A 25,064-nucleotide genomic window follows, 5' to 3' on the forward strand; every position below is an offset into this window, starting at 1 on the left:
CGACCGCACCAGAGCCACCCGCACCGCCGAGGAGACGTACCCGTGAGCGACCACCACGCCGAGCACCCCGCGTGGAGCGAGCCCGACGGGCAGTCGGCCGTCCCGGCCGCCCCGGGCCGCCAGGCCACCGCGTCCGTGACCCCGGCGGACGCCGCCGACGCGGCCCGGCTCGTCGCGTTCGGGCTCCAGCCCAAGCTGCTGCCCGCCCGCGACGCCGAGTACGCCGAGCTGCTGCGCCGCTACCGCGAGGACACCGCCTTCGGCCGGCTCGCCGACGCCGTCGCCACCGGGCTGGGCCTCGTCGTCCTGGAGGTGTCCCCGCGCGCCGGGATGGCCGTCGCCGCCGGCGAGGACTCCGTCTTCGCCGTCCGGATGGGCGACTACGCCCGCCGCGCCGCCGCCGACTCCGCCGACCGCTTCCTGCACGGCCTCGCCCACCTCGCCGTCGCCGCCCTGGCCTTCCCCCGCCCCGAGGACCTCGCCGACGACGGCTACATCGGCCGGATCACCGTCAACGGCGTCGACGCCTTCGTCCGGCAGACCTGCCGCCGCCTGGAGGAGCGCGCCGAGGAGCTCGGCGAGAACACCGACCCGGCCTCCGACGCCCCCGGCCTGGAGGCCGCCTGGCGGGTCTACGCCCGCCGCAGCGCGACCGGCGCCACCAAGGACGCCCGCCGCCTGGCCGGTTCCACCACCGGCATCGTCGGCAAGGCCGCCGCCTTCCTCACCGACTCAGGCTTCCTCCAGCGCACCGGGGACGAGGCCGGCGGCACCTACCGCACCACCCCCCGCTACCAGCTCCAGGTCCGCGACATGGCGGGCAGCGCGGCCATGGCCGAGCTGCTGGAGCTGGGCGTGGTCCCCGTCAGCGACGGCTCCGCGACCCTCCTGCCGCCGCCCGAGGGCGACGACCTGGAGCTCGCGGCCGACGCCGGCCTGCCCTTCCACGCCTAGCCCGCGCCCCGCTCCCCGTACCCGTACGACCTACGAGAGACCACGAGAGTCCGCCGCCATGTACGAGCTGTCCCGGATCCGCCTCTACTCCATCGGGCCCGCAGGTGCGCGCTACGCCGACACCGTGCTCGACCTGCGCGGAGTCGGCCGGCCGGTGCCCCACCCGGCGCCCGCCCAGGCGGAGTTCTTCGAAGACGAGCCCACCGGCCCGCCGCGCCGCCCCGCGCCCGCCGGCGTGCTCTTCCTGGAGAACGGCGGCGGCAAGTCCGTCCTGCTCAAGCTGATCTTCTCGGTCATGCTGCCCGGCCACCGCAACACCCTCGGCGGCGCGAGCTCCGGCGTGCTGCGCAAGTTCCTGCTCGCCGACGACTGCGGCCACGTGGCCCTGGAGTGGCAGCACACCCAGACCGGCGAGTGCGTGGTCGTCGGCAAGGTCAGCGAGTGGCGCGGCCGCCAAGTCTCCAACGACCCACGCAAGTTCGCCGAAGCCTGGTACTCCTTCCGTCCCGGACCGGGCCTCAGCCTGGACAACCTCCCGGTGGCCGAGGCCACTTCGGTGCGCCCGCCCGTCGAGGGAGTCTCGGGAGCCAGTGGCCGCCGCCGCACGATGAAGGGCTTCCGCGACGCCCTCACCGAGGCCGGGAAGGCCTACCCGCACCTCGAGGTGTACTTCGAGGAGATCCACGACCGCTGGAACGAGCACCTCACCGAGCTCGGCCTCGACCCCGAACTCTTCCGCTACCAGCGCGAGATGAACGCCGACGAGGGCGAGGCCGCCGGCCTCTTCGCGGTGAAGAAGGACTCCGACTTCACCGACCTGCTGCTGCGCGCCGTCACCGACACCCGCGACACCGACGGGCTCGCCGACCTCGTCCACGGCTTCGGCAACAAGCTCGGCCGCCGCTCCGAGCTGATGGCCGAACGGGACTTCACCGCAGGCTCCGTGGACCTTCTCACCAAGATCGTCGAGGCCTCCGGAACCCGTACCCGGCTGCGCGAGGTCCACGCCGGCGCCGAACGCCGCACGCGCTCCCTCGCCCGGCGGCTGTCCGCCCGCGCCACCGAGGAGCGCGGCCGCGCCGCCGACCTCGCGCAGCGGGTCACCGGCGCCGCCCACGAGGTCACCGCCGCCGAATCCGCGCGCTCGCGCAGCGCCGCCGTCTCCGCCGAACTCGCCTACCGGCACGCCTCGCTGGCCCTGACCGTCGCCGACAAGGCCGCCGCCGCCCAGCGCCGCGAGCTCCTCGAAGCCCGTACCCTGCACTCCGCCTGGCAGGCCGCCGAGAACGTCCTGCGCCACCGCGCCGCCGCCGACCGTTCCGCCCGGGTCGCCGTCGCGATCCTGGAGGCCGAGCGGGACGCCGCCCCGGCGCTGGCCGCCCGGGCCACCGCCGCCACCGAGCTCGTACGGGCCCTGCACACCGCCGCCGAGCAGGGCGAGCGGGCCGCCAACGAGGAGGAGGAGCGCTCCGCCGTCCTCCAGGAGACCGGCGAGGCCGCCCACCGCGCCGCCACCGCCGCCGCCACGGCCGCCCAGCGCGCCCGCAGCGAGGCCGAGCACCTGCGGGCCCGCCTCGCCGAGGTCCAGCAGGAGACCGCCGAGGCCGTCCGGGCCGGCTGGCTCGACGACTCCGCCCCCGACGCCGACCCGGCGCGCGCCGCCCTGGCCGCCGCCGACGCCGAGAAGACGGCCGTGGCCGCCTGGCACGAGTCCCGCGAGGCCGCCCGCGCCGAGGCCGAAGCCGCCCGCGAGGCCACCGGCACGGAATCCCGCGCCGAACTGACCGCCGCCCGCGCCGCGGACGCCGCCGACGCGGCCGGAGCCGCCCACGACGCGGAGCACCGGGCCGCCGCCAAGCTCGCCGAGGCACCGCGCCTGGCGGCCCTCCTGGGAGCCCCGGAGGCGGCCGGAGCGGCCGCCGCCCCCGGCGCGGTCGGCCACGTCGGGGCAACGGGCTCCCCGGACCGCCCCGAAGCCACCGGCGGGCTCACGGTCGCCGACCTCGACCGGGGCGCCGACGACCTGCGCGCCCTGCTCACCGACGCGGTCGCCTCCGCCGAACGCCAGCTCTTCGAGCTGCGCACCGCGGCCGCCGACGACTCCCGCATCCTCGGCGCCCTCGGCGACGGCGGCCTGCTGCCGCCCGGCCCCGACGTCCTGGCCACCGTCGAGTACCTCGGCGAACACGGCATCCCCGCCCTGCCCGGCTGGCGCTACCTCGCCCAGTCGGTGGACCCGGCCGACCACGCCGCCGTCCTCGCCGCCCGACCCGAACTCGTCGACGGCGTCGTCATCACCGACCCGGACACCCACACCCGGGCCCGCGAAGTGCTCTCCGGCGCCGCCCTGCTGCCCCGTTCGACGGTCGCCGTCGGCACCGCCGCCGCCCTGCTCGCACCCGTGCCCCCCGGCGACCCGGACACCGCCGTGTCCAGTATTTTCATCGTTTCGCCGAACCCGGCCATGCACGACGAGCACGCCGCCGACGAGGAGCGCCAGGCGCTGCGCGCCCGCACCACCGCCCGGGACACCGAGATCCGCGAGCTCGCCGCCCGCCTCTCCGGCGACCGAGAGCTCGCCGCCCGGCTCGCCTCCTGGCGCACCGGCTGCCCGCCCGGCCGCCTCACCGAGCTCGCGGAGCAGGCCGCCGCCGCCCGCGCCTTCGCCGAGGAGGCGGAGGCCGAGCTCGCGCAGGCCCGTGCCGTACGCGCCGACGCCGACGAGGCCGCCGCCGACGCGGCCCGCGTCCGCGAGGAGCGCCAGGACGCCGCCCAGCGCGCCCGCCGCGTCGCCGACGTCCTCGCGGGCCTGGCCCACCGGCTGCGCGAGCGCGCCGGCTGGCAGGCCAGGCTGCGCGAACTCGCCGAGGACGCCGCCGAGTCCGAGGCCCGCGCCGAGGTCTGCCTCGACCGGGCCCGCGCCGCCGACGAGGACCGCCGCGCCGCCCAGCGCGCCGCCGACGACGCCCGCCGCACCGCCCGTGCCCTGCGGGCCGAGCGCGCCGAGATCGCCGGCGCACCCGAGCCGCTGCCCGAGGCCCCCGCCGAGGAAGCGGGCGCCCGCAAGGCCCCGCTCCCGGACCTCCGCGAGGCCTACCGCGCCGCCTCGCAGCTCTACGAGAAGGTCGGCGTCGGCGCCGACCTGCGCGCCGAGCAGGCCCGCGCCGAGAGCGACGAGAGCGCCGCCCTCGCCGAGCTCGACCGCCTGACCAACAAGGTCCGCACCCGCGCCGCCCAGCTCCTCGAAGGCACCGACGGCGCCGACGGCCCCTCCCGGCAGGCCGCGGCCGCCCGCGCCGAAGCCCTCGTACAGATGCTGGAGACCCGCGCCTCCACCGCCAGCGAGCAGCTCGGCCGGCTCCGGGGCGAGGCCGAACGGCACGCCCCCGCCGAAGGCGAGGCGCACACCGAACTGCCCGAAGAGCTGATCCCCGGCGACGTCGGAGCCGCGCAGGCCATGCTCCGCACCGCCACCGCCCAGCTCGGCGCCCACACCGCCGCCGTGGAGTCCGCCCGCGCGGCCCACGCCGACCTGCTGCGCGCCCACCGCACCGCCGAGGAGGGTGCGGGCGGTTTCGACGAGACCGCGGCCATGCTCAGGGACCTCCTGCGCGACCACACCCACCAGGAGGACGAGCAGGAGCCGGTAGCCCACCCCGGCACCCTGGAGGAGGCGCGCCGGTCCGCCACCGAGGCCCGCCGCGCGCTACGGGCCTGCGCCGCCGACCTGTCGGCCGCCGAGGCCGCCGTCCGCGAGGCGAGCGACGTCCTGGTCCGGCACGCCAATGCCAACCGCTACGAGCAGGTACGCACCCCCGCGCGCCAGCAGATCCGCGAACTGCCCGCCTCCGCCCTGCCCGAGCACGCGGCGGCCTGGGCCGTCGCCTTCGCCCCCCGGCTGCGCGTCCTCACCGACGAGCTGGCGCAGCTGGAGCGCAACCGCGACAGCATCGTCGACCGGCTGCGCGGACTCGTGGACTCGGCCCTGGCCACCCTGCGCTCCGCCCAGCGGCTCTCCCAGCTCCCCGAGGGCCTGGGGGAGTGGTCGGGCCAGGAGTTCCTGCGCATCCGCTTCGAGGAGCCCGACCAGGCCACCCTCACCGAGCGGCTCGGCGAGGTCATCGACGAGGCGACCCGCGCCGCCGTGAAGAAGAACAGCACCGCCTCCTTCGGCGAGGGCCGCCGCGACGGCATGTCGCTGCTGCTGCACGGGGTCCAGGCGGCCCTGGAGCCCAAGGGCATCGCGGTGGAGATCCTCAAGCCGGACGCGGTGCTGCGCGCCGAGCGGGTCCCGGTCGGCCAGATGGGCGACGTCTTCTCCGGCGGCCAGCTGCTCACCGCCGCGATCGCGCTGTACTGCACGATGGCGGCGCTGCGCAGCAACGACCGGGGACGGGACAAGCACCGGCACGCGGGCACGCTGTTCCTCGACAACCCGATCGGCCGCGCGAACGCCACGTACCTGCTGGAACTCCAGCGGGCCGTCTCGGACGCGCTCGGCGTCCAGCTGCTCTACACGACGGGCCTGTTCGACACCACGGCCCTCGCCGAGTTCCCGCTGGTCATCCGGCTGCGCAACGACGCCGACCTGCGGGCGGGGCTGAAGTACATCAGCGTCGAGGAACACCTGCGCCCGGGCCTGCCCCAGCAGTCCCCGGACGAGGAGACGATCCACGGCGAGATCACGGCGACCCGCATGTTCCGCCGCAACGCCACCCTCGCCTGACGCGCGTACGGGACCGGGCCCGCCGCCTACCGCCGGCCCGTGGCGGGCAGGGAGCCGCCGTCCCGGGGTATTCGGGGCGCGGCCGTCCGGCGGGGCCGCGCCGTACTGCTGGGCTCCGAGAGGACCCCGTACCGCTGGTTCCACGTCTGCCGGGTGATCAGCACGTCGAGCACGGCCCAGGTGGCCACGACGGTGCCCGCTATCCCGGTGAGCACCAGCGGGAAGGCCAGCCAGGATCCGGTGATCGTCAGGAAGAACGCGACCGTCGCGTCGGTCAGCGTCACGGCCACGATCAGCACCGCGCGCACCGCCGACTCCCGCACGGGGTCCGGCATCCGACGCCGTCCCGGTCCGTCCACCCACAGGGACCGCTCCGGCGCGCCGGACCCCGCGCCGCCGTCCTCGTACTTCTTCCCCATGGTCCCCTGCCTGCCCCCGGTGGCGCCGGTCATGCCCGCCTCGAACAGGTAGACGTACGAGGCGGTCGGGAGATTCCCGTATCGCTGAGGTGCACACCGCCTCGCGAACATCGCGGAACGAATAATTCCAGCCATCCATTCTCATGCGGGAACTGACGCCGCACCAAGTGTCATCTGCCACATATCGGGCCGCACTTGGCGGGAGCTATCGGACAACTCGTGATCTCCCCCCGGGCCCCCGGCCGAAAACGTCCGGACACGCCTTCGAACCTTCGTCGTGGCAGTAGTAGGCTCACGCCGTTTAAATGACGGAACACCGACCCCCGACAACGGGGTTGAGCTGGGGAGGCTGGGGAGGCCATGCGCTTTCGCGGGAAATCCATCCGCCGGAAGATCGTGGCGTTGCTCCTTGTGCCGCTCGTCTCCCTGACCGCCCTCTGGGGCTTCTCGACCGTGCTCACGGGCCGTCAGGCCGTCCAACTCCTCGATGTCGCCTACGTCATCGACAAGGTCGGCTACCCCATCGAGGACGTCGTCCGCGTCATCCAGAAGGAACGCCGCCAGACCCTCGTGGTCATCGGCGACCCCCGCGCCTCCACCGCCACCTCCGAGCTCGCCAAGCGCCGCGCCGAAACCGACGGGGCGATCGCGAAGATCACCGCCGACGCCGAGGACCCCGAGGTCGTCGACGAGCTCAGCGCGGCCACCGCCCAGCGCCTGCGCTCCATCCTCGACGCCCTCCACGGCATCGGCGCCCTGCGCGCCGCGGTGGACTCCTCGGGCTCCCTCGACACCGGCCAGGCCCTGGAGCTCTACAACCGGCTCGTCGACCCCTGCTACGAGTTCCTGCTGAACCTTCACGCACTCGAGAACGTGGAGATGGACAAGCAGGGCCGCGCCCTGGTCGGCATCACCCGCGCCCGCGAGACGCTCTCGCGCGAGGACGCGGTCGTCGCGGCGGCCCTCGCCGCCCGCAACGTCAGCCCGGCCGACATCCGGCGCGTCTCCGACTACGTCGCCAACCGCAAACTGCTCTACGAGTTCAACCTCGCGATCCTCCCGTCGGCCGACCGGGACCAGTTCGAGCAGTACTGGAACAACCCCGAGAGCCGGGCCCTGCGCGAGGCGGAGGAACGGTTCATCGCGGCGGGCACCGGCAAGACCACGCGCAACGTCGCCCCCGCCCAGTGGGACGGCGCCGCGCAGAGGGTCCTCGACGACCTCGCCGAGATGGGCACCGGCGCCGGCGACCGCTACCAAGAGCGCGTCGAGCCGGTGGCCATGAGCGTCCTGGTCCAGGCCGCCGTCGCCGGCATCCTCGGCTTCATCGCCCTCCTCGTCTCCCTCGTCCTGTCCGTACGCATCGGCCGCGAGCTGATCCGCGACCTGTCCCGGCTCCGCAAGGAGGCCCACGAGGTCTCCGGCGTCCGCCTCCCCGGCGTGATGCGCCGCCTCGCCGCCGGCGAGCACGTGGACGTGGAGACCGAGGCGCCCCGCCTGGAGTACGAGAAGGACGAGGTCGGCCAGGTCGGCCAGGCCCTCAACAGCCTCCAGCGCGCGGCCATCGAGGCCGCCGTCAAGCAGGCGGAGCTACGGCGGGGCGTTTCCGAGGTCTTCGTCAACCTGGCCCGCCGCAACCAAGTGCTGCTGCACCGCCAGCTCACCCTGCTCGACACCATGGAGCGGCGCACCGAGGACACCGAGGAGCTCGCCGACCTCTTCCGCCTCGACCACATGACCACCCGCATGCGCCGCCACGCCGAGGGCCTGGTGATCCTCTCCGGCGCCGCGCCCTCCCGGCAGTGGCGCAAGCCCGTCCAGCTGATGGACGTCGTACGGGCGGCCGTCGCCGAGGTCGAGGACTACGAGCGCATCGAGGTGCGCCGACTGCCCCGCCTGGGCATCGCAGGCCCGGCGGTCGCCGACGTCACCCACCTCATCGCCGAACTCCTGGAGAACGCCACCGTGTTCTCCCCGCCGCACACGGCGGTCCAGGTCCTCGGCGAGCGCGTGGCCAACGGCTTCACCCTCGAGATCCACGACCGGGGCCTCGGCATGACCCCGGAGGCCCAGCTCGACGCCAACCTCCGGCTGGCCGAGACCCCCGAGTTCGAGCTCTCCGACACCGACCGTCTCGGCCTCTTCGTGGTCAGCCGCCTCGCGCAGCGCCACGACGTCAAGGTCGGCCTCCAGCCCAGCCCCTACGGAGGCACCACCGCGGTGGTCTTCCTCCCGGTGGCCCTGCTGACGGAGGCCCCCGAAACCAACGGCACCGGCATCCGGCTGGCCGGCGGCAAGGCCGTCGGCGGCTCCGCCCGCCCCGCGGCGGCGGCCGTCGAGGGCGCGCCCGCCGACCGCCGGCTCCCGGCCGGCGCCGAACTGCGCGGCCCCGTCGAGCTGGAGGCCCCGATCGGCCTGCTGGGGCTGGACGACCCCGCCACCGTCCTCGACGAGACCCCCAGCGGCGTCGCGGGCCTCACCGGGGTCACCGCGACCGGCGCCGGCTCCAAGGGGGGCCGGCCCGCCATGGCCACCCTCGACGACGAGACCCCGCCGAACGGCACCTCGCGCAGCGCCCTGCTCGGCCTGCGCCCGGCGGGCCGCCCGCACGCGGAGCGGCACACCGAGCGCGGCGGAGCCTGGAAGGGCGACCGCATCGCGGACCGCAGGGGCGACCGGGCCGCCGACGCGTCCGGGGAGCGCGGGGGGTTCCGTACGGGCGAGCGGGCCGTGGACGGCGCCGCGGACCACGGCGTCGCCCGCCTCGTGGACCGTCACTCGGGCCGGGACGGCTTCCACGACCGGGACCGCGACCGGGGCCGCGAGTCCCTGCCCCCCACGGGCCCGGTCCGCCTGGAGCCCACCCGCCAGGACCCCGCCCGCTCGGAGGGCCCCCGCACCCCGGGAGCCGTACCGCTCCCGCGCCGCCGCCCCACCCCGACCCTGGTCGCCGAGCACGGCCGCCGCGTGGAGCCCCGCCCGGTCTCGGCGGTCCCGGACCCGGCCCCGGACGCTGCGGAATCGGGCCCGGCCACCTCCGGCAACGGCGCGGCCGCGGGGCTGCCCCGCCGGATCCGCCAGGCCAGCCTCGCGCCCCAGCTCAAGGACGCCCCGGCTCCCGCACCCGCGGTCGCCGACCCGATGGCGGACCGCGACGCGGACGACGTACGGCGCCGCATGTCCGCGCTCCAGCGCGGCTGGACGGCGGGCCGCGACCAGCACGCCCGGCAGCAGGCGCAAGAGGAACAGGCGCAACAGGCACAGCAGGACCCGCGACAGGACGCAGGGCACGACGCACGGCACGACGCACGGCAAGACCCACCGCACGACGCACCGCACCAAGCAGCACCGCAGTCCGGGACCGAGGCCGGCGCCCCTGCCGCCGACGGACCGGGATACGAGAACGAAGGGGACGGTCGATGACCGCACCGCAGTCCGGCAACGACACCAGGGGCCGCGGCTCCGGCTCGCTCAACTGGCTCCTCGACGAGCTCGTCGACCGGGTCGCCAGCATCCGCAAGGCGGTGGTCCTCTCCGGCGACGGCCTGCCCACCGGCAGCTCCAAGGACCTCACCCGGGAGGACAGCGAGCACCTGGCGGCCGTGGCCTCCGGCTTCCACAGCCTGGCCAAGGGCGTCGGCCGCCACTTCGACTCGGGCAAGGTCCGCCAGACCGTGGTCGAGCTGGACGAGGCGTTCCTCTTCGTCATGGCGGCCGGCGACGGCAGCTGCCTGGCGGTCCTCGCCGACTCCGACTCCGACGTGGGCCAGGTGGCGTACGAGATGACCCTCATGGTCAAGCGCGTGGGTGACCACCTGGCGACCGCCCCGCGCACCGGGCTACCCGCCGGAGGGTGAGACGGACGGCATGAGCGATCCAGGCCAGGACCACCCCGCCCGCACCCCCGGCGCGGTCGCCGACGGGACCCCCGAGGAGGCACCCGCCGCGGCCGGAGACCAGTGGTTCGACGACGACGCGGGTCCCGTCGTACGCCCGTACGCGATGACCCGCGGCCGGACCAGCCACGCCGGTCAGCACCGGCTCGACCTGATCGCGCTCGTGGTCGCGGAGCCTGCGGCCGACGACCCGGTCTGGGACGCGACGCTGTCCCCGGAACACGCCCACATCCTCGGGCTGTGCCGGGAACGCCCGCAGTCCGTCGCGGAACTCGCGGCGGACCTCGACCTCGCCATCGGCGTCGTACGCGTCCTGATCGGCGACCTCGCCGCCGACGAACTGGTCCACGTGACCCGGCCGGTACCCCCGGCCGAACTGCCCGATGAATCCATACTGCGTGAGGTGATCGATGGCCTTCGGGCGCTCTAGCCGCGCCGGCGCCATGCATGCCGTGTCGCCGGTCGAGCCGCTGACCCTGAAGATCCTGGTCGCGGGCGGTTTCGGGGTGGGCAAGACCACCCTGGTCAGTGCGGTGAGCGAGATCAGACCGCTCCGGACGGAGGAACGGCTCTCCGAGCCGGGCCGCGGAATCGACGACACCGGGGGAGTCGAGGGCAAGAACACCACGACCGTGGCCATGGACTTCGGGCGCATCACGCTGCGCGAGGACCTGGTGCTGTACCTGTTCGGCACGCCCGGACAGGACCGGTTCTGGTTCCTGTGGGACGAGCTGGCCCAGGGCTCGCTCGGCGCGGTGGTCCTCGCCGACACCCGCCGCCTCGCCGACTGCTTCGCCGCCATCGACTACTTCGAACGGCGCGAGATCCCCTTCGTCGTCGCGGTGAACTGCTTCGACGGCGCCGACCGGCACCCCGTGACCTCCGTACGGGAAGCCCTCGACCTCACCCCCGAGGTGCCGGTGCTGCTGTGCGACGCGCGGGACCGGGAGTCCGTCAAGGACGTCCTGGTGGGGGTCGTGGAGCACGCGATGTCGCTGGCCCGTGCCCGGCGGCGGAGCCTGACGGCGGGCGCGTAGCCAGGGACCGTGGACCGGGTACCGACATGGAGGCGGCCCGTACCCCCGCCGACTGGGGTACGGGCCGCAGCTCTCATGGGGGGATTCGGGTGTCCCGGTCGCGGAGCGGGACTGTGGAGCGAGTGTGAACCCGCCGCCAGGGGCCGTCAAGCGTTCGGACAACAGCGGCTGTTCAGCGGGTCCACCCCGTGCGTCGCCGACCACGGCACGCCGCCGCGACACCCGGCCGCGGAGGCGCTACCGGACGGCGCTACCGGATGGCTCGACCGGACTGCGCTACCGGACGGCGCTACCGGACGGCGATGACCGCCGACCCGTGGCCGAACAGCCCCTGGTTCGCAGTGATCCCGGCCCGCGCGCCCGGCACCTGCCGCTCCCCGGCCGTCCCCCGCAGCTGCCACGTCAGCTCGCACACCTGCGCGATGGCCTGCGCCGGCACCGCCTCCCCGAAGGAGGCCAGCCCGCCGCTGGTGTTGACGGGGATCCGGCCGCCGAGCGCGGTCGCGCCCTCCCGTACGAGCTTGGCCCCCTCGCCCTCCCCGCACAGGCCGATGTCCTCGTACCACTCGAGCTCCAGCGCGGTGGACAGGTCGTACACCTCGGCGAGCGAGAGGTCGTCCGGTCCCAGCCCCGCCTCCTCGTAGGCGGCCCGCGCGATCGAGGACCGGAAGGAGCCGGGCGCGGGCGCCGCGCCGGTCACCGAGTCGGTGGCGATGTCCGGCAGGTCCAGGACCGTACGGGGATAGGTGGGAGTCACCGTGGACACGGCCCGGATCCGCACCGGGTCCGCGATCCCCCGCGAGCGCGCGAAGTCCATGCTGCTCAGCACGAGCGCGGCGCCGCCGTCGGAGGTGGCGCAGATGTCGAGCAGCCGCAGCGGATCGGCCACGATCGCCGAGGCGGCGACCTCCTCGGCCGTCACGGCCTTGCGGTAGCGGGCGTTCGGGTTCAGCAGACCGGCGGCCGCGTTCTTCACCTTGACCTGTGCGAAGTCCTCGCCGGTGTCCCCGTACAGGGCCATGCGGCGGCGGGCGTACAGCGCGAAGTACGCCGGGTTCGTGGCCCCCAGCACCCGGAAGCGCAGCCAGTCCGGGTCGTCCGGCCGGTCCCCGCCCGCGGGGGCGAAGAACCCCTTGGGGGCGGCGTCCGCCCCGACCACCAGCACGACGTCGGCGAGCCCGGCCAGGATCTGCGCCCGGGCCGCCCCGACGGCCTGGGCCCCGGAGGCGCAGGCCGCGTACACGCTGGTCACGCGAGCCCCCTGCCAGCCGAGCGCCTGGGCGAAGGTGGCGCCGGCCACGTAGCCCGGGTAGCCCGACCGTACGGTGTCGGCCCCGACGATGGACTGCACGTCCGTCCACCGGAGCCCCGCGTCGGCGAGCGCGGCCAGGGCGGCGGCCCGCCCGTACTCGACGAAGCTGCGGCCCCACTTGCCCCACGGGTGCATGCCGGCCCCCAGGACGGCGATGTCGGCGCTCACCGGTCCACCCCCACCGGCCGGAAGTGCCAGGTCGTCCAAGTGGTGCCGGCCGCGTCCTCGTTCAGTACGCCGGCCACGACCTCGACCTCCATCCCGACCGCCAGATCGGCGACGCCCACCCCGGGAGCCGTCTGGCCGAGCACGACCATCCCCTCGGCCTCCAGCTCCACGGCGACCAGGGTGTACGGGGTCCAGGGCGCGTCCGGGTCGGACACGTACGGGGCCGGCGGCCGGTACCGCCCGTCGGTGTAGGACCAGACCCGGCCGCGCGGGGACAGCGGAGTCTCGGCGAGCTCACCGCCGCCGGGGCAGCGCGGATTGCGGCAGTACGCGTCCTCGCGCGGGAAGAACACGGCGGCGCAGGCGGAGCACCGGGTGCCGAGCAGGCGGAAGCCGGTACCGGTCCCCGTATCGGCGCCCGGGCCCGCGCCCGCGCCGGTGTCGCCCTCCGTGAACCACCCGTCGACGACGGGTGTGCGTGTGCGTTCCAAGACCCCTCCCGAAACCAGAATCTGATGGACCGTCAGAAGTCTGTCACGGGAAGGCGCCACCGGTCACCCGTTCGCGGCGAGCCACTTCCGCGCGATCTCGCCCAGCTCCGCGTCCCGTCCGGTCAGCATCATCCGGATCATCTGCGCGTCCCCGCGCAGCGACCACCCCGGATTCCCGAAGGTGGCCGGGTTGTTCTTCTCGATCAGGAAGTGCGCCGGCCAGGCGGTCCCGTACCCGATGAGGGGCAGCGCCGCGACGTAGCGCCGCCGGCCGCGCGCCAGCCCATAGGTGGTGAGCGCGAGGCCGGTGAGGGTGCCGGCGAGGTGGACCCAGCGGGTGGCGGCTCGGGAGTGCATGGCGACGTAGTAGGGCCAGAATTCCTCGTACGAACTGAAAGTCATGCCGGCACCGTACTCACGGCCCGACGGCCGCGACAGAGACGGGAAAGTCGAAGTACGTGTCCGGGAACGCCTCCGGCCGGTAGGTGAAGTGCCACCACTCCTCGGGCAGGTTCACGAACCCCTGGGCGGCCAGCGCGCCCCGCAGGAGCTCCCGGTGATCGCGGGCGCGGCCCGTGACACGGGGGTCGTCGGTGTGCGCCAGCGGATCGAAGAAGTCGAAGGGGGTCCCCATGTCGAGGGGTTCGCGACGAAGGTCCGTGAGCGTCACGTCGACCGTGCTCCCGCGGCTGTGCCCGGACTTCTCGGCGATGTACCCCTCCGGGATCAGCCGGTCCTTCTCCACCGCGGGATAGAACTCCGCCTTGGTCCGCTGGTCCGCCCCGTCCCCGGCCCACCGCACGAACCGGTCCACGGCCCGCTGCGGCCGGTAGCAGTCGTACACGAGGAGGGAGTACCCGTGCCGCAGCACCTCGCGCTGCGCCCGCCCGAGGGCCTCGGCGGCGGGCCGGGCGAGCAGGCAGACGGGCTCCTCGTAGCCGTCCACGACGGCGCCGGTGAAGTTGTGGGCGGTGGCGTACCGCATGTCCTGGCCGATCGTCGGATCGACCCGGGCCAAGGCCGTGAATCCGGGGGCGGGAGCCCCGCTCAACAGCGCTCCCATACAGCTCACAACAGCCAGCGTCCGCATGCCCCTTGGCATACCATCGCCGCATGCCGGCACACCTGAGGGACTCGCACTGCTCCACCTGTGGAGCACTGTTCGATTCGGCCGTGTGGCCGCGCGCGTGCCCCTCGTGCGGCGCCGTCGCCTACCGCAACCCCCTCCCGGTGGCGGTCGCCCTGCTTCCCGTCGAGGACGAGGCGGGCACCGGCCTGGTGGTCATCACGCGCACCATCGAGCCGGCCCTCGGCGGCGTCGCCCTGCCCGGCGGCTTCATGGACTTCGGCGAGGACTGGCGCGAGTCGGTCGTCCGCGAACTCCGCGAGGAGACCGGCATCCACGCCCCCGCCCGCGACGTCACCCTGGCCGACGCCCACAGCTCCCCGGCCGGCCACCTGCTCGTCTTCGGCCTCCTCCCGGTCCGCCCGGCCGACGCACTCCCCGCGTCCGCCGCCACCGACGAGACGACGGGCTGGCACGTCCTGCGGGGTCCGCGGGAGTTGGCGTTCCCGCTGCACACGAAGGTGGCACGGAAGTGGTTCCGGGGGCGGTACGCGTAAGCGGACCCCGTCCACCCACGGGCCCGGCGGTACGGCGGCCGAGGGTTCCGCGCGGTTTCCGGGGCGGTCCGTTCGGAAGGCGAACCCTTTACCCGCGCCTGATGGCATGTACCGGTCAAATCTGCCAGGCTTCCGGCAGCCGTCACCCCCACGGCCGCCTCAAAGGAGTTTCCTGTGAGACCGACCCCCCACAAGGTCATCACCGCGACCGCGTTCGCCATCGCCGCGCTGATCGCCTCCGTACTTCCCGCGACACAGGCCGCAGCCGCCCCGGCCGCGGCCGCCGCCTGCACCCCCGCCCAAGCGGTCGTCAACGGCGGCTTCGAAAGCGGCACTTCACCCTGGACCCAGTCGCAGACCAGCGTGATCACCAACCGCGCCGGCCAGAGCGCCCACGGCGGCGCCTACTTCGCCTGGCTGGGCGGCGTCGGCAGCACGCACACCGACACCCTCTCCCAGGGCGTCACCGTCCCCTCCGGATGCAGTACGGCGACGCTCACCTTCTGGCTGCGCGTCACGACCGCCGAGACCACCTCGTCGACGAAGTACGACAAGCTGACGGCGAAGATCGGCGCCACGACCCTGGCGACGTACTCGAACCTCGACAAGAACACCGGCTACGTCCAGAAGTCCTTCGACGTCTCGGCCTTCGCCGGCCAGAGCGTGAACCTCGTCTTCACCGGCACCGAGGACTCCAGCCTGCAGACGAGCTTCGTCGTCGACGACGTCGCCCTCGACACCTCCGGCGGCACCACCCCGCCGGGCGACTCCACGCGTACGCCGGCCTCGCCCGCGTACAACGTCAGCCTGAGCAGCAACGCGAGCGGCACCGTCTGGACCGGCCACGAGAGCGCGACCTTCACCAACGCCTCCGCCACCGCGCTCGGCGAGGTGTACCTGAGGCTCTGGGACAACTACCACGGCACCTGCTCCGCCATGCCCATCGTCGTCAGCAACGTCACGGGCGGCACCGCGGGCGCGCTCTCGGTCGGCTGCACCGCCCTCCAGATCACCCTGCCGACGCCGCTGACGCAGGGACAGAGCGCCACGATCGGCTTCGATCTCGGCATCACCGTGCCGAGCGGCGCCGACCGGTTCGGTCACGACGGGGCCTTCTCCTTCATCGGCAACGCCCTGCCGGTGCTCGCGGTCCGGGACGGGGCCGGCTGGCACCTGGACCCCTACACCAACAATGGCGAGTCGTTCTACTCGCTGGCCTCCGACTTCAGCGTGGCCCTCGACCACCCGAGCGGCCTGCTCGTACCGGCCACGGGCGGGTCGGTCGACACCCCGGGCACCAGCGGGCGCACGGTCACCACCGCCACCGCCTCCAAGGTCCGCGACTTCGCCTGGGCGGCGGGCCCGTTCAGCAAGATCTCCGGCACCTCGGCCGCCGGAACACCGGTCAACGTCTACTCCGTCTCGGGCATCACCTCGGCCGACGCCCAGTCGATGCTCACCACCGCGAAATCCGCCGTGGACGCCCACTCGGCCAGGTTCGGGGCGTACCCGTACGGCGAACTCGACGCGGTGATCGACAACAACTTCTGGTTCGGCGGCATGGAGTACCCCGGCTTCGTCCTCGACCTGGTCAGCACCACGGCACTCACCCACGAGATCGCCCACCAGTGGTTCTACGGAATCGTCGGCGACGACCAGTACAACAACCCGTGGCTCGACGAGGCGTTCACCGACTACGCCACCGACCTGGCACAGAACAAGACGGGTACCGGCTGCTGGAGCAGCGTCTCCTGGGCCTCCTCCGCGGAGAAGATCAGCAACTCGATGGCCTACTGGGACACCCACTCCTCCCGGTACTCCACCGTCATCTACGGCTACGGCAAGTGCGCCCTGCACGACCTGCGCCGCGTCCTCGGTGACTCCGCCATGGCCAAACTGCTCAAGGACTACGCCACTTCGCACTGGTACGGAGTCTCCACCACGGCCGAGTTCAAGACGGCCGCCCAGGCCGCCACGACCACGGACCTGACCTCCTTCTGGACCCAGCACCGCATCGACGGCTGACCGGGGACCGGTCCGCCGCGGCGGGCGCCACCCGGCGTCACCCGCGGCGAACCGGAGCCGACTGCCCGAACCCCCGCACCATCACGCCCTCCACCGGCGCCCCGGCCCCGTCCTCCACCACCACCGCGTCCCCGGCCCACCGCACCGCGTACCGCTCCACCTCGCCCGGCTCGAAGCCCGGGCCCGGATCGCGGATCACCACCCCGCCGCCCGTGCGGCCCCGCGCCGGGGCCCACGCCTCCAGGGCCACCGACCCGTCGGGCGCCCGGACCGGCAGCAGCGAGCCCGCCCGTGCCAGCACCGGGATCCGATCCGCCGGCGCGTCCAGCAGGACCTGGCCCGGCCCCTCGTACGCCTCGCCCGTCGCCGTGTCGTACCAGCGTCCCCGGGGCAGTCGCACCGCCCGCCGGTCCGCCCCGCACTCCAGCACCGGAGCCACGAGCAGCGCGTCGCCCAACAGGAAGGCGTCCTCGCAGTCCCGCAGCGTCCGGTCCTCCGGTGCCCCCCACCACAGGGGGCGCACGTAGGGGGCGCCGGTCCGCCGCGCGAGGTGGGCCAGCGTGACGAAGTACGGCCGCAGCCGCTCCCGTTCCGCCAGGACCGTCCGCGCGGCAGCCGTCGTATCCGGCCCGAACTCCCACGGTTCGCGCCGGCCCGCCCAGATCGCCGAGTGGGTCCGGAACATCGGCAGGTACGCGCCCAGTTGCATCCACCGCAGATACAGCTCGGGGGAGGGCGAGCCCCAGAACCCGCCGACATCGGGCCCCGAGTACGGCACGCCGCACAGGCCGAGCCCCAGGACCAGCGCCAGCGAGGCCCGCAGCCCGTCCCAGCTGCTCTCCACGTCCCCCGACCACGTGCCCCCGTACCGCTGCATCCCCGCCCACCCCGACCGGGAGAAGAGGAACGGCCGCTCGGCCGGGCGCAGTCGTACGAGACCCTCCCAGCCCGCCCGCGCCATCCCGAGCGCGTACACGTTGTGCGCCTCCCGGTGGTCCCCGCCGGCCCCGTCCAGTACGTGCCGCGCCGAGCGGGGGAGCGTCCGGTCCCCGAAGGGCGCGAAGGACACCGGCTCGTTCATGTCGTGCCAGACGCCGGCGAAGCCCTGCGCGAGGCGCTCCGCGTACAGCCCGCCCCACCACTCCCGCGCCTCGGGATCGGTGAAGTCCGGGTACGCGCACTCGCCCGGCCACACCTCGCCCCGGACCTCCCGGCCCGCCGCGTCCCGTACGAAGGCCCCGCGCGCGCCGACCGCCAGGCCCGAGGTGTGGACCGCGTCGCCCGCCTTGACCGCCGGGTCGACGATCGAGACCAGCCGAACCCCCGACCCGGCCAACTCCTTCGCGAGGCCCGGCAGATCGGGAAAGGTGTCGCGGTCGACGGTGAAGACCCGGTGGCCGTCGTAGTGGTCGATGTCCAGGTGGACGGCCGACAGCGGCAGCCCCCGCTCCGCGTAACCGGCCACGATCCGGCGCACCTCCGCGGCGCTCCCGAACCCCCACCGCGCGTGCTGGTAGCCGAGCGCCCACTCCGGCGGCACGGCGGCCGCGCCGGTCAGCCCCGACCAGCCCTGCAGCACCCGCCCCGGCGGACCCACCAGCACCCAGCACCGCAAGGGGCCGCCCTCCATGCGCAGTTCGCACGACCCCGGACGGTCCGCGCCGGAGCCGGCGCCCTCCTCGCCCTCCCGCAACACCACCCGCCCGTCCCAGGAGTTGTCGTGGAACACCAGGTGCGTGCCCGCGTCCGCGACCACCAGCTGCACCGGCATGGTGATGTACAGGGGGTCCACGCGCGGCCCGACCCCGCCCTTGGGATCGGTGTTCCACAGCCGGTAGGACCCGTCCCTCAAGCGGGGCCCCGCCGCCCGCCCGCCGAGCCCGAAGACCCGCGCGTCCGCCGCGACCTCGCTCCGCAGCAGCCACCGCGCCGGCCGCGGCCCCGCCGGCGCCGCGTCCGGCGCGCCGTCCGCTCGGTCCGCCGGATTCCCCGCCGGACGCACCGGCTCCCACCAGCGCGGCGGCAGCTCCCGGCGCAGCACCGCACCGCCCGGCGTGCGCACCTCGACGGCCCCGTGCCGGGACACCGCCACCGTCACCCGCTCGGAGACCACCCGCCAGCCACCCGCGGTGTCCGGCTCCAGGACGGCGCGCGGATCGGGTTCCGGCCCGTCGCCGACCACCGCGTACGAGGGCGTGGGCAAGGCCCCGTCCCAGCCCCAGAACACCGCCCCGCCCGCGGTGACCCGTACGAGCAGCTCCGAACGGGTGAACCGCAGTACGCCCCCGCCCGGCAGGGGCTCCGTACCCGTCAGCAGGCCCGGCACCCGCGCCCGCTCCGCGCCCCGGGGTGCGAGCCCCGCCGCGTCCACGCGCCCGTTGCGCCAGGCCGAGCGCCAGGCGCGCCGCCCCCGCTCACTGCCGAGGTCCCGTACCGCACGCACCAGCTCACGACCGTCCATGGCGCCCACCCTGCCACCGGCACCCGGCCCAGAAGGTGGCGTTCAACTGCCGTTCACTCTCAAAAGGATCACAACCGACCGTCGATGACGGCTCTGGTGCGGATGTCGATCACATGGCATCGTCCCTGTGAGCCTTCGCGTGGACACCCCCCGCGCGGTGGCACCGTACGAACACCACACGACACGCCCACGAAGCGCGAGCCGCAGACGTGACCGGGAGCCGACCCATGACCGCAGCCACCCCACCCGAGCCCCTCTGGGCGCCTGGCCCCGACCGGATCGCCGCGGCCCGGATCACCGCCTTCCAGGCCTGGGCCGCCGAACACCACGGAGCCCCCGCCGACGGCGGCTACCCGGCCCTGCACAGCTGGTCCGTCGACGAGCTCGACACCTTCTGGCAGGCCGTCGCCGAGTGGTTCGACGTACGCTTCACCACTCCCTACGAGGCCGTCCTCGCGGACCGGTCCATGCCGGGTGCCCGCTGGTTCCCGGGCGCCACCCTCAACTACGCCGAGCACGCCCTGCGCGCCGCCGAGGACCCGGCACGCGCCGCCGACGCGGCCCTGCTCCACGTGGACGAGACCCACGAGCTCACCCCCGTCACCTGGGCCGAGCTCCGCCGCCAGGTCGGCGCGCTCGCCGCCGAACTGCGCGCCCTGGGCGTACGCCCCGGAGACCGGGTCAGCGGCTACCTCCCCAACATCCCCGAGGCCGTCACCGCACTCCTCGCCACCGCCGCCGTCGGCGCCGTCTGGACCTCCTGCGCCCCCGATTTCGGCGCCCGCAGCGTCCTGGACCGCTTCCAGCAGGTCGAGCCCGTCGTCCTCTTCACCGTCGACGGCTACCGCTACGGCGGCAAGGAGCACGACCGCCGCGACACCGTCGCCGAGCTGCGCGCCGAGCTCCCCTCGCTGCGCGCCGTCGTCCACATCCCGCTCCTCGGTACGCCGACCCCCGCGGGCGCCCTCACCTGGGCGGACCTGACCTCCGCCGACACCGAGCCCGTCTTCGAGGCGGTCCCCTTCGACCATCCCCTCTGGGTCCTCTACTCCTCCGGCACGACCGGCCTGCCCAAGGCCATCGTCCAGTCCCAGGGCGGGATCCTCCTCGAACACCTCAAGCAGATCGGCCTGCACTGCGACCTCGGCCCCGAGGACCGGTTCTTCTGGTACACCTCCACCGGCTGGATGATGTGGAACTTCCTCGTCTCCGGCCTGCTCACCGGAACCACCGTCGTGCTCTACGACGGCAGCCCGGGATTCCCCGACACCGGTGCCCAATGGCGCATCGCGGAGCGGACCAAAGCCACCCTGTACGGGACTTCCGCCGCCTACGTGATGGCCTGCCGCAAGGCGGAGGTCCATCCCGCCCGCGACTTCGACCTCTCCTCCGTGAAGTGCGTGGCCACCACCGGCTCCCCGCTGCCCCCGGACGGCTTCCGCTGGCTGCACGACGAGGTGGCCGAGGACCTCTGGATCGCCTCCGTCAGCGGCGGCACCGACGTCTGCAGCTGCTTCGCCGGCGCCGTCCCCACCCTCCCGGTCCACATCGGCGAGCTCCAGGCCGCCTGCCTGGGCACGGACCTCCAGGCCTGGGACCCCGCGGGCAAGCCCGTCATCGGCGAAGTCGGCGAGCTCGTCGTCACCAACCCGATGCCGTCCATGCCGATCCGCTTCTGGAACGACCCCGACGGCAGCCGCTACCGCGACAGCTACTTCGAGATGTTCCCCGGCGTCTGGCGCCACGGTGACTGGATCACGATCACCGACTACGGCTCCGTCGTCATCCACGGCCGCTCCGACTCCACCCTGAACCGCCAGGGCGTCCGGATGGGCTCCGCCGATATCTACGAGGCCGTGGAGAGGCTCCCCGAGATCAAGGAATCCCTGGTCATCGGCCTGGAAGAGGCGAACGGCGGCTACTGGATGCCGCTCTTCGTCCACCTCGCGCCCGGCGCCGTCCTCGACGAGGACCTCCGCGCCCGGATCAAGGCGACGATCCGCGAGGAGCTCTCCCCGCGGCACGTCCCCGACGAGATCATCGAGGTCCCGGGCATCCCGCACACCCTCACCGGCAAGCGCATCGAAGTCCCGGTCAAGCGCCTCCTCCAAGGCGCCCCCATGGCCAAGGCGGTCAACCCCGGCTCCGTCGACAACCTGGACCTCCTGCACTTCTACGAGGAGCTCGCCCGCACCCGGGCCTGAGCCCGACGCCACTGTCAGTGGCAGTGATTACTCTGAGTGAGCACGTGACTGCGCACCCAGGGGGAACCGATGCCACGCTCCGACGACAGCAGGACCGGAACCACGGCGGGACGACCCGCCCGCACCAGCAGGCGCCGCACACTGCGCCGCGAAGCCCCCAGCACCGTCGGCCTCCTGGCCGACGCCGGGGACTTCGCGGCCATGCGCGCCTACCGCAGCTTCGCCTTCGACGACCACCGCGACTACCTCGACCACGTCGAGCGCCTGCTCCGCTCGCTGGCGGCCCAGGGCATCCACACCACCGTCGCCCTCTTCGACCCCGAGGACTACGCCGAGTACTGCGCCCGGCAGGGACTCGATCCGGACACCCCCGGCGGCCGCACCCGGTTCACCGCCGAACTGGCCGGCGGCAGCGGACTCCCGTACGCCGGCCAGCCCATCGACGAGCTGCTCCCGCTCCTCGTGGACGAGGCCGTCCGCCAAGCCACCTGGGAGTACGCCACCACCCTCCTGTCCGGAGTCGGCAACTGCGCCGACTGCGGACAGGACATCGGGACCGCCTCCCTCGAGCGCGCCGCCGACGCGCTCAAACGCCTCGTCGACCGGGCCGGCCCGGGCCACCACCACCTCGTGTGCAGCGTCCCCGCCGAGGACGAACAGCTCCTGGCCGTGCTGCACGCCGACACTCCCGGGGCCGGGCCGCCCCGGATCGGGGGCCGCGAGGGCCTCGACTTCGTGACCGTCCTCGCCGCGGGCCTGGCGCTGGGCGGACCCGGGGGAGTGGTCCTGCGCAGCACCGCCGAGGGACTCCGGGACCGGGTCCACGGCTGGCGCCTGGACCGCGGCCGCCTGGTACCCCTCTCGGCGGCGGCCGTCTTCAACGCCTACTGCACCGACGCCGACACCGGAGAACCGGTCGCCCCCGAACCGGGCGTCGAGTACTGCCCCGGCTACGAGGTCGACGAACCGGGCCCCCACCACTGAGCCGAACGAGTGGGGTGACCCGCGGCCGGAAACGGCCGAGGGGCCCTCGCCACCGGCGAGGGCCCCTCGATCGACAAGACACCGTCCGGCTACTCGCCGGACAGCACCGCCTGGGCGGCCACACGGGCCTCCTCGGCGCTCTCCGCGGCACGCGCGGCCGCGGCCGCACGCTCGCACTGCGCGAGGGTGTACTTGGCGAGCGCCGCGCGTACATAGGGGATCGAAGCGGCACCCATGGACAGAGAGGTGACACCCAGACCCGTCAGCACACAGGCCAGCAGCGGGTCGGAGGCGGCCTCGCCACAGACACCACAGCTCTTGCCCTCGGCCCTGGCCGCGTCGGCCGACATGGCGATCAGGTCGAGCAGCGCGGGCTGCCACGGGTCCTGCAGCCGCGACACGGCGCCGACCTGCCGGTCGGCGGCGAAGGCGTACTGAGCCAGGTCGTTGGTGCCCAGCGACAGGAACTCGACCTCCTGCAGGATCGAGCGTGCCCGGAGCGCGGCGGAGGGGATCTCCACCATCGCGCCGAACTTCGCCCGCAGGCCGGCATCGCGGCACGCGTCCGCGAAGGCCTTGGCGTCGATCCGGTCGGCCACCATCGGGGCCATGACCTCGAGGTAGACCGGCAGCCCCTCGGCGGCCTTGGCCAGTGCGGTCAGCTGCGTGCGCAGCACGTCCGGGTGGTCGAGCAGCGAGCGCAGGCCACGGACACCCAGAGCCGGGTTCGGCTCGTCGGCCGGGGTCAGGAAGTCCAGCGGCTTGTCGGCGCCGGCGTCCAGGACGCGTACGACGACACGACCCTCGGGGAAGGCCTCGAGCACCTTGCGGTACGACTCGATCTGCTTCTCTTCGGTCGGCGCCTTCTTGCTGTCGTCCAGGAAGAGGAACTCGGTGCGGAACAGGCCCACACCCTCGGCCCCCGCCTCGACGGCGGCCGGCACGTCCGCCGGACCACCGATGTTGGCCAGCAGCGGCACCTTGTGGCCGTCGGACGTCGCACCCGGACCGGACGAAGCGGAGAGCGCCGCCTTGCGCTCGGCGGCCGCGGCCTCCAGCTCGGCCCGCTTCTCCGGGGAAGGGTCCACGAAGAGGTCGCCCGTGCTGCCGTCGACGGCGATCAGGGTGCCCTCGGCGATCTCGCCGGCACCCGGCAGCGCCACGATGGCCGGCACGCCCAGCGCCCGCGCGAGGATCGCGCTGTGGCTGGTCGGCCCGCCTTCCTCGGTCACGAAACCGAGGACCAGCGCCGGGTCGAGCAGAGCGGTGTCGGCGGGAGCGAGGTCACGCGCGATCAGCACGTACGGCTCGTCGCTGTCCGGCACACCCGGCATCGGCACGCCGAGCAGGCGCGCGACGATGCGGTTGCGCACGTCGTCCAGGTCGGCGACGCGGCCGGCCATGTACTCGCCGGCACCCGCGAGGAGCTCGCGGTAGTGGGAGAAGGCGTCGTACACACCGCGCTCGGCGGTGCTTCCGACGGCGATCCGCCGGTCGACGTCCGTCATCAGCTCGGGGTCCGTGGCGATCATCGCCTGGGCCTCGAGCACGTGCTGAGCCTCGCCACCGGCCAGCTGGCCGCGCGCGATCAGGTCGGCCGACACAGCTTCCACGGCCTGACGGGCGCGCCCCTGTTCGCGCTCCGCCTCGTCCGCGTTGATCTGCTTCGCCGGCGGCTCGAGAACCGCCGTGCCCATGTGCCGAACCTCGCCGATCGCCACACCGTGGCTCACGCCGACGCCTCGCAGCGTTGTCTCCATTTCACCCGTCTCCGATTGAGCGACGGCCCCGCCGCCGCGATGGATGTCCGACTCGCCTATGGAGGCGGACACGTCACTGCCAGCTGAAGAGGACGTCCGACGCCTTCACGTCGCCGGACTCGACCACGTCGGAGAGGGAGTCCGCGGTGGCCTCCAGCGCCACGATGGGGCAGATGGAGGACTTGCCCGCGGCCTCGACGGCAGCAGGGTTCCAGCGGATGACGGCCTGGCCGCGACTCACGGTGTCGCCCTTGTTGACGAGGAGCTCGAAGCCCTCGCCGTTGAGCTGGACGGTGTCGATGCCCAGGTGGGTGAGCACACCGTGTCCTTCGTCGTCGACGACGACGTACGCGTGCGGGTGCAGGGAGACGACCACACCGTCGACGGGGGCCACCGCCTCCGAGGGCTCCTGCACGGGCTTGATAGCGGTGCCGGGTCCCACCATCGCGCCGGAGAACACCGGATCGGGCACTGCCGCGAGTCCGATGGCGGTCCCGGCGAGTGGGGACGTCACGCTGGTCATGGGGGGCCTCCCAGGGGTGGGGCTTCTTCGTGTCGCCGTCACAACCTGTCCTGGACGGCTTACTTTGAGAAGGGTAAGTCATGAGACGTCCCGGTTCCGCCCGAACTGCACCTCTTGTACAGAGGTCAGGCAGGAGGTCCCGAGGGGGTCGGGTGACAACCTAGTGGACTAGACCATACGCCTGAATCGATTTGCCTGGGCACTGGCGGACCTGTACTGTCGTGACTCCCGCCAGGAAGCCCCGCGTGAACATCTCGCGAACGGCTGATGGACGGGCATCCTCCTCTTTCACTACCGATCTTGACCCTGACGCTTTTCTGCGCGCCTATTCGGCAAACGGAGAGTGGTCAGGGAGACGGAAAAGGACTGATAGAGTCGGAACCGCCGGAAAGGGAAACGCGAAAGCGAAGAACCGGAAGGCGGAAAACAAGCGAGACCGGCTCTGATAGAGTCGGAAACGCAAGAACGAAGGAAGCGCCCG

At 73.7% G+C, this 25,064-nt stretch carries 18 protein-coding genes; 10 read left to right on the forward strand and 8 right to left on the reverse strand.

From position 1 onward, the window contains the following. The first annotated feature begins 42 nt into the window (after nt 1–42). Together J7F03_RS10000 and J7F03_RS10005 are read left to right on the forward strand one after the other, a co-directional pair. Complete coding sequence (locus tag J7F03_RS10000) at nt 43–954, forward strand: hypothetical protein (protein WP_214948286.1); 912 nt, start codon at nt 43–45, stop codon at nt 952–954. A gap of 58 nt (nt 955–1,012) precedes the next feature. Next, complete coding sequence (locus tag J7F03_RS10005) at nt 1,013–5,680, forward strand: hypothetical protein (RefSeq protein WP_214948287.1); 4,668 nt, start codon at nt 1,013–1,015, stop codon at nt 5,678–5,680. A 26-nt stretch (nt 5,681–5,706) separates the two neighbouring features. Here J7F03_RS10005 and J7F03_RS10010 read toward each other — a convergent pair whose 3' ends face one another. Beyond that, nucleotides 5,707–6,210: a hypothetical protein gene (locus J7F03_RS10010; RefSeq protein WP_374104296.1), complete on the reverse strand. Its 504-nt coding sequence runs from the start codon at nt 6,208–6,210 to the stop codon at nt 5,707–5,709. Between the two features lie 285 nt (nt 6,211–6,495). On the opposite strand from J7F03_RS10010, the gene J7F03_RS10015 reads away from it, so the two are divergent. The 4 genes from J7F03_RS10015 to J7F03_RS10030 are packed head-to-tail and all read left to right on the forward strand — an operon-like array spanning nt 6,496 to nt 11,032. Further along, nucleotides 6,496–9,522, forward strand: a complete 3,027-nt coding sequence (locus J7F03_RS10015) for a nitrate- and nitrite sensing domain-containing protein (RefSeq protein WP_374104297.1) — start codon at nt 6,496–6,498, stop codon at nt 9,520–9,522. Continuing rightward, entirely contained in the window at nt 9,519–9,956 is a 438-nt protein-coding gene (locus tag J7F03_RS10020) for a roadblock/LC7 domain-containing protein (protein WP_214948289.1), read from the forward strand. Before J7F03_RS10015 ends, J7F03_RS10020 begins: the two co-directional genes overlap by 4 nt. Before the next feature lie 10 nt (nt 9,957–9,966). Further along, the gene (locus J7F03_RS10025; RefSeq protein ID WP_214948290.1) at nt 9,967–10,425 is read left to right on the forward strand and encodes a DUF742 domain-containing protein; all 459 of its coding nucleotides are present in this window, start codon (nt 9,967–9,969) and stop codon (nt 10,423–10,425) included. After that, the gene (locus J7F03_RS10030; protein ID WP_214948291.1) at nt 10,406–11,032 is read left to right on the forward strand and encodes an ATP/GTP-binding protein; all 627 of its coding nucleotides are present in this window, start codon (nt 10,406–10,408) and stop codon (nt 11,030–11,032) included. Before J7F03_RS10025 ends, J7F03_RS10030 begins: the two co-directional genes overlap by 20 nt. Nucleotides 11,033–11,321: 289 nt before the next feature. Here the strand turns inward: J7F03_RS10030 and J7F03_RS10035 are convergent, their stop codons facing one another. The 4 genes from J7F03_RS10035 to J7F03_RS10050 all read right to left on the reverse strand — a co-directional run bounded on the left by J7F03_RS10035 (nt 11,322) and on the right by J7F03_RS10050 (nt 14,066). Further along, on the reverse strand, nt 11,322–12,512 hold the full coding sequence (locus J7F03_RS10035) for a lipid-transfer protein (RefSeq protein WP_214948292.1): 1,191 nt from the start codon (nt 12,510–12,512) through the stop codon (nt 11,322–11,324). Continuing rightward, nucleotides 12,509–13,003: a zinc ribbon domain-containing protein gene (locus tag J7F03_RS10040; protein ID WP_214948293.1), complete on the reverse strand. Its 495-nt coding sequence runs from the start codon at nt 13,001–13,003 to the stop codon at nt 12,509–12,511. The genes J7F03_RS10035 and J7F03_RS10040 overlap by 4 nt, the downstream gene beginning before the upstream one ends. 63 nt (nt 13,004–13,066) lie before the next feature. Continuing rightward, nucleotides 13,067–13,405, reverse strand: a complete 339-nt coding sequence (locus J7F03_RS10045; protein WP_214948294.1) for a DUF962 domain-containing protein — start codon at nt 13,403–13,405, stop codon at nt 13,067–13,069. Between the two features lie 13 nt (nt 13,406–13,418). Then, entirely contained in the window at nt 13,419–14,066 is a 648-nt protein-coding gene (locus tag J7F03_RS10050; protein WP_251071697.1) for a M15 family metallopeptidase, read from the reverse strand. A 50-nt stretch (nt 14,067–14,116) separates the two neighbouring features. Here J7F03_RS10050 and J7F03_RS10055 point away from each other — a divergent pair, with 50 nt between their 5' ends. Beyond that, nucleotides 14,117–14,626 carry an NUDIX domain-containing protein gene (locus J7F03_RS10055; protein WP_214948296.1) on the forward strand — a complete coding sequence of 170 codons (510 nt, stop codon included), beginning with the start codon at nt 14,117–14,119 and terminating at the stop codon, nt 14,624–14,626. Between the two features lie 174 nt (nt 14,627–14,800). Continuing rightward, the gene (locus tag J7F03_RS10060) at nt 14,801–16,651 is read left to right on the forward strand and encodes a M1 family aminopeptidase (RefSeq protein ID WP_214948297.1); all 1,851 of its coding nucleotides are present in this window, start codon (nt 14,801–14,803) and stop codon (nt 16,649–16,651) included. A 37-nt stretch (nt 16,652–16,688) separates the two neighbouring features. Here the strand turns inward: J7F03_RS10060 and J7F03_RS10065 are convergent, their stop codons facing one another. Continuing rightward, entirely contained in the window at nt 16,689–19,112 is a 2,424-nt protein-coding gene (locus tag J7F03_RS10065) for a glycoside hydrolase family 31 protein (protein ID WP_214948298.1), read from the reverse strand. 227 nt (nt 19,113–19,339) lie between these two features. Between J7F03_RS10065 and J7F03_RS10070 the strand changes: the two genes are divergently transcribed. Both J7F03_RS10070 and J7F03_RS10075 read left to right on the forward strand, forming a co-directional pair. Then, nucleotides 19,340–21,316: an acetoacetate--CoA ligase gene (locus tag J7F03_RS10070; RefSeq protein WP_214948299.1), complete on the forward strand. Its 1,977-nt coding sequence runs from the start codon at nt 19,340–19,342 to the stop codon at nt 21,314–21,316. Between the two features lie 69 nt (nt 21,317–21,385). Continuing rightward, nucleotides 21,386–22,300, forward strand: a complete 915-nt coding sequence (locus tag J7F03_RS10075; RefSeq protein WP_214948300.1) for a hypothetical protein — start codon at nt 21,386–21,388, stop codon at nt 22,298–22,300. 89 nt (nt 22,301–22,389) lie between these two features. Here the strand turns inward: J7F03_RS10075 and ptsP are convergent, their stop codons facing one another. Then, entirely contained in the window at nt 22,390–24,060 is a 1,671-nt protein-coding gene (gene ptsP, locus J7F03_RS10080; protein ID WP_214948301.1) for a phosphoenolpyruvate--protein phosphotransferase, read from the reverse strand. Between the two features lie 73 nt (nt 24,061–24,133). After that, a complete protein-coding gene (locus J7F03_RS10085) occupies nt 24,134–24,583 on the reverse strand; it encodes a PTS glucose transporter subunit IIA (protein ID WP_214948302.1) in 450 nt (149 codons plus the stop codon). Nucleotides 24,584–25,064: the final 481 nt, after the last annotated feature.

The sequence above is a fragment of the Streptomyces sp. ISL-43 genome (assembly GCF_018614195.1).
Classification (GTDB): Bacteria; Actinomycetota; Actinomycetes; order Streptomycetales; family Streptomycetaceae; genus Streptomyces.

Bases quoted from the DNA above. Each gene is read 5' to 3' on its own strand.
- J7F03_RS10005 (WP_214948287.1), top strand. From the start codon at position 1,013: ATGTACGAGCTGTCCCGGATCCGCCTCTACTCCATCGGGCCCGCAGGT.
- J7F03_RS10010 (WP_374104296.1), bottom strand. From the start codon at position 6,210: ATGTTCGCGAGGCGGTGTGCACCTCAGCGATACGGGAATCTCCCGACC.
- J7F03_RS10020 (WP_214948289.1), top strand. From the start codon at position 9,519: ATGACCGCACCGCAGTCCGGCAACGACACCAGGGGCCGCGGCTCCGGC.
- J7F03_RS10025 (WP_214948290.1), top strand. From the start codon at position 9,967: ATGAGCGATCCAGGCCAGGACCACCCCGCCCGCACCCCCGGCGCGGTC.
- J7F03_RS10030 (WP_214948291.1), top strand. From the start codon at position 10,406: ATGGCCTTCGGGCGCTCTAGCCGCGCCGGCGCCATGCATGCCGTGTCG.
- J7F03_RS10045 (WP_214948294.1), bottom strand. From the start codon at position 13,405: ATGACTTTCAGTTCGTACGAGGAATTCTGGCCCTACTACGTCGCCATG.
- J7F03_RS10050 (WP_251071697.1), bottom strand. From the start codon at position 14,066: ATGGGAGCGCTGTTGAGCGGGGCTCCCGCCCCCGGATTCACGGCCTTG.
- J7F03_RS10055 (WP_214948296.1), top strand. From the start codon at position 14,117: ATGCCGGCACACCTGAGGGACTCGCACTGCTCCACCTGTGGAGCACTG.
- J7F03_RS10065 (WP_214948298.1), bottom strand. From the start codon at position 19,112: ATGGACGGTCGTGAGCTGGTGCGTGCGGTACGGGACCTCGGCAGTGAG.
- J7F03_RS10070 (WP_214948299.1), top strand. From the start codon at position 19,340: ATGACCGCAGCCACCCCACCCGAGCCCCTCTGGGCGCCTGGCCCCGAC.
- J7F03_RS10075 (WP_214948300.1), top strand. From the start codon at position 21,386: ATGCCACGCTCCGACGACAGCAGGACCGGAACCACGGCGGGACGACCC.
- ptsP (WP_214948301.1), bottom strand. From the start codon at position 24,060: ATGGAGACAACGCTGCGAGGCGTCGGCGTGAGCCACGGTGTGGCGATC.
- J7F03_RS10085 (WP_214948302.1), bottom strand. From the start codon at position 24,583: ATGACCAGCGTGACGTCCCCACTCGCCGGGACCGCCATCGGACTCGCG.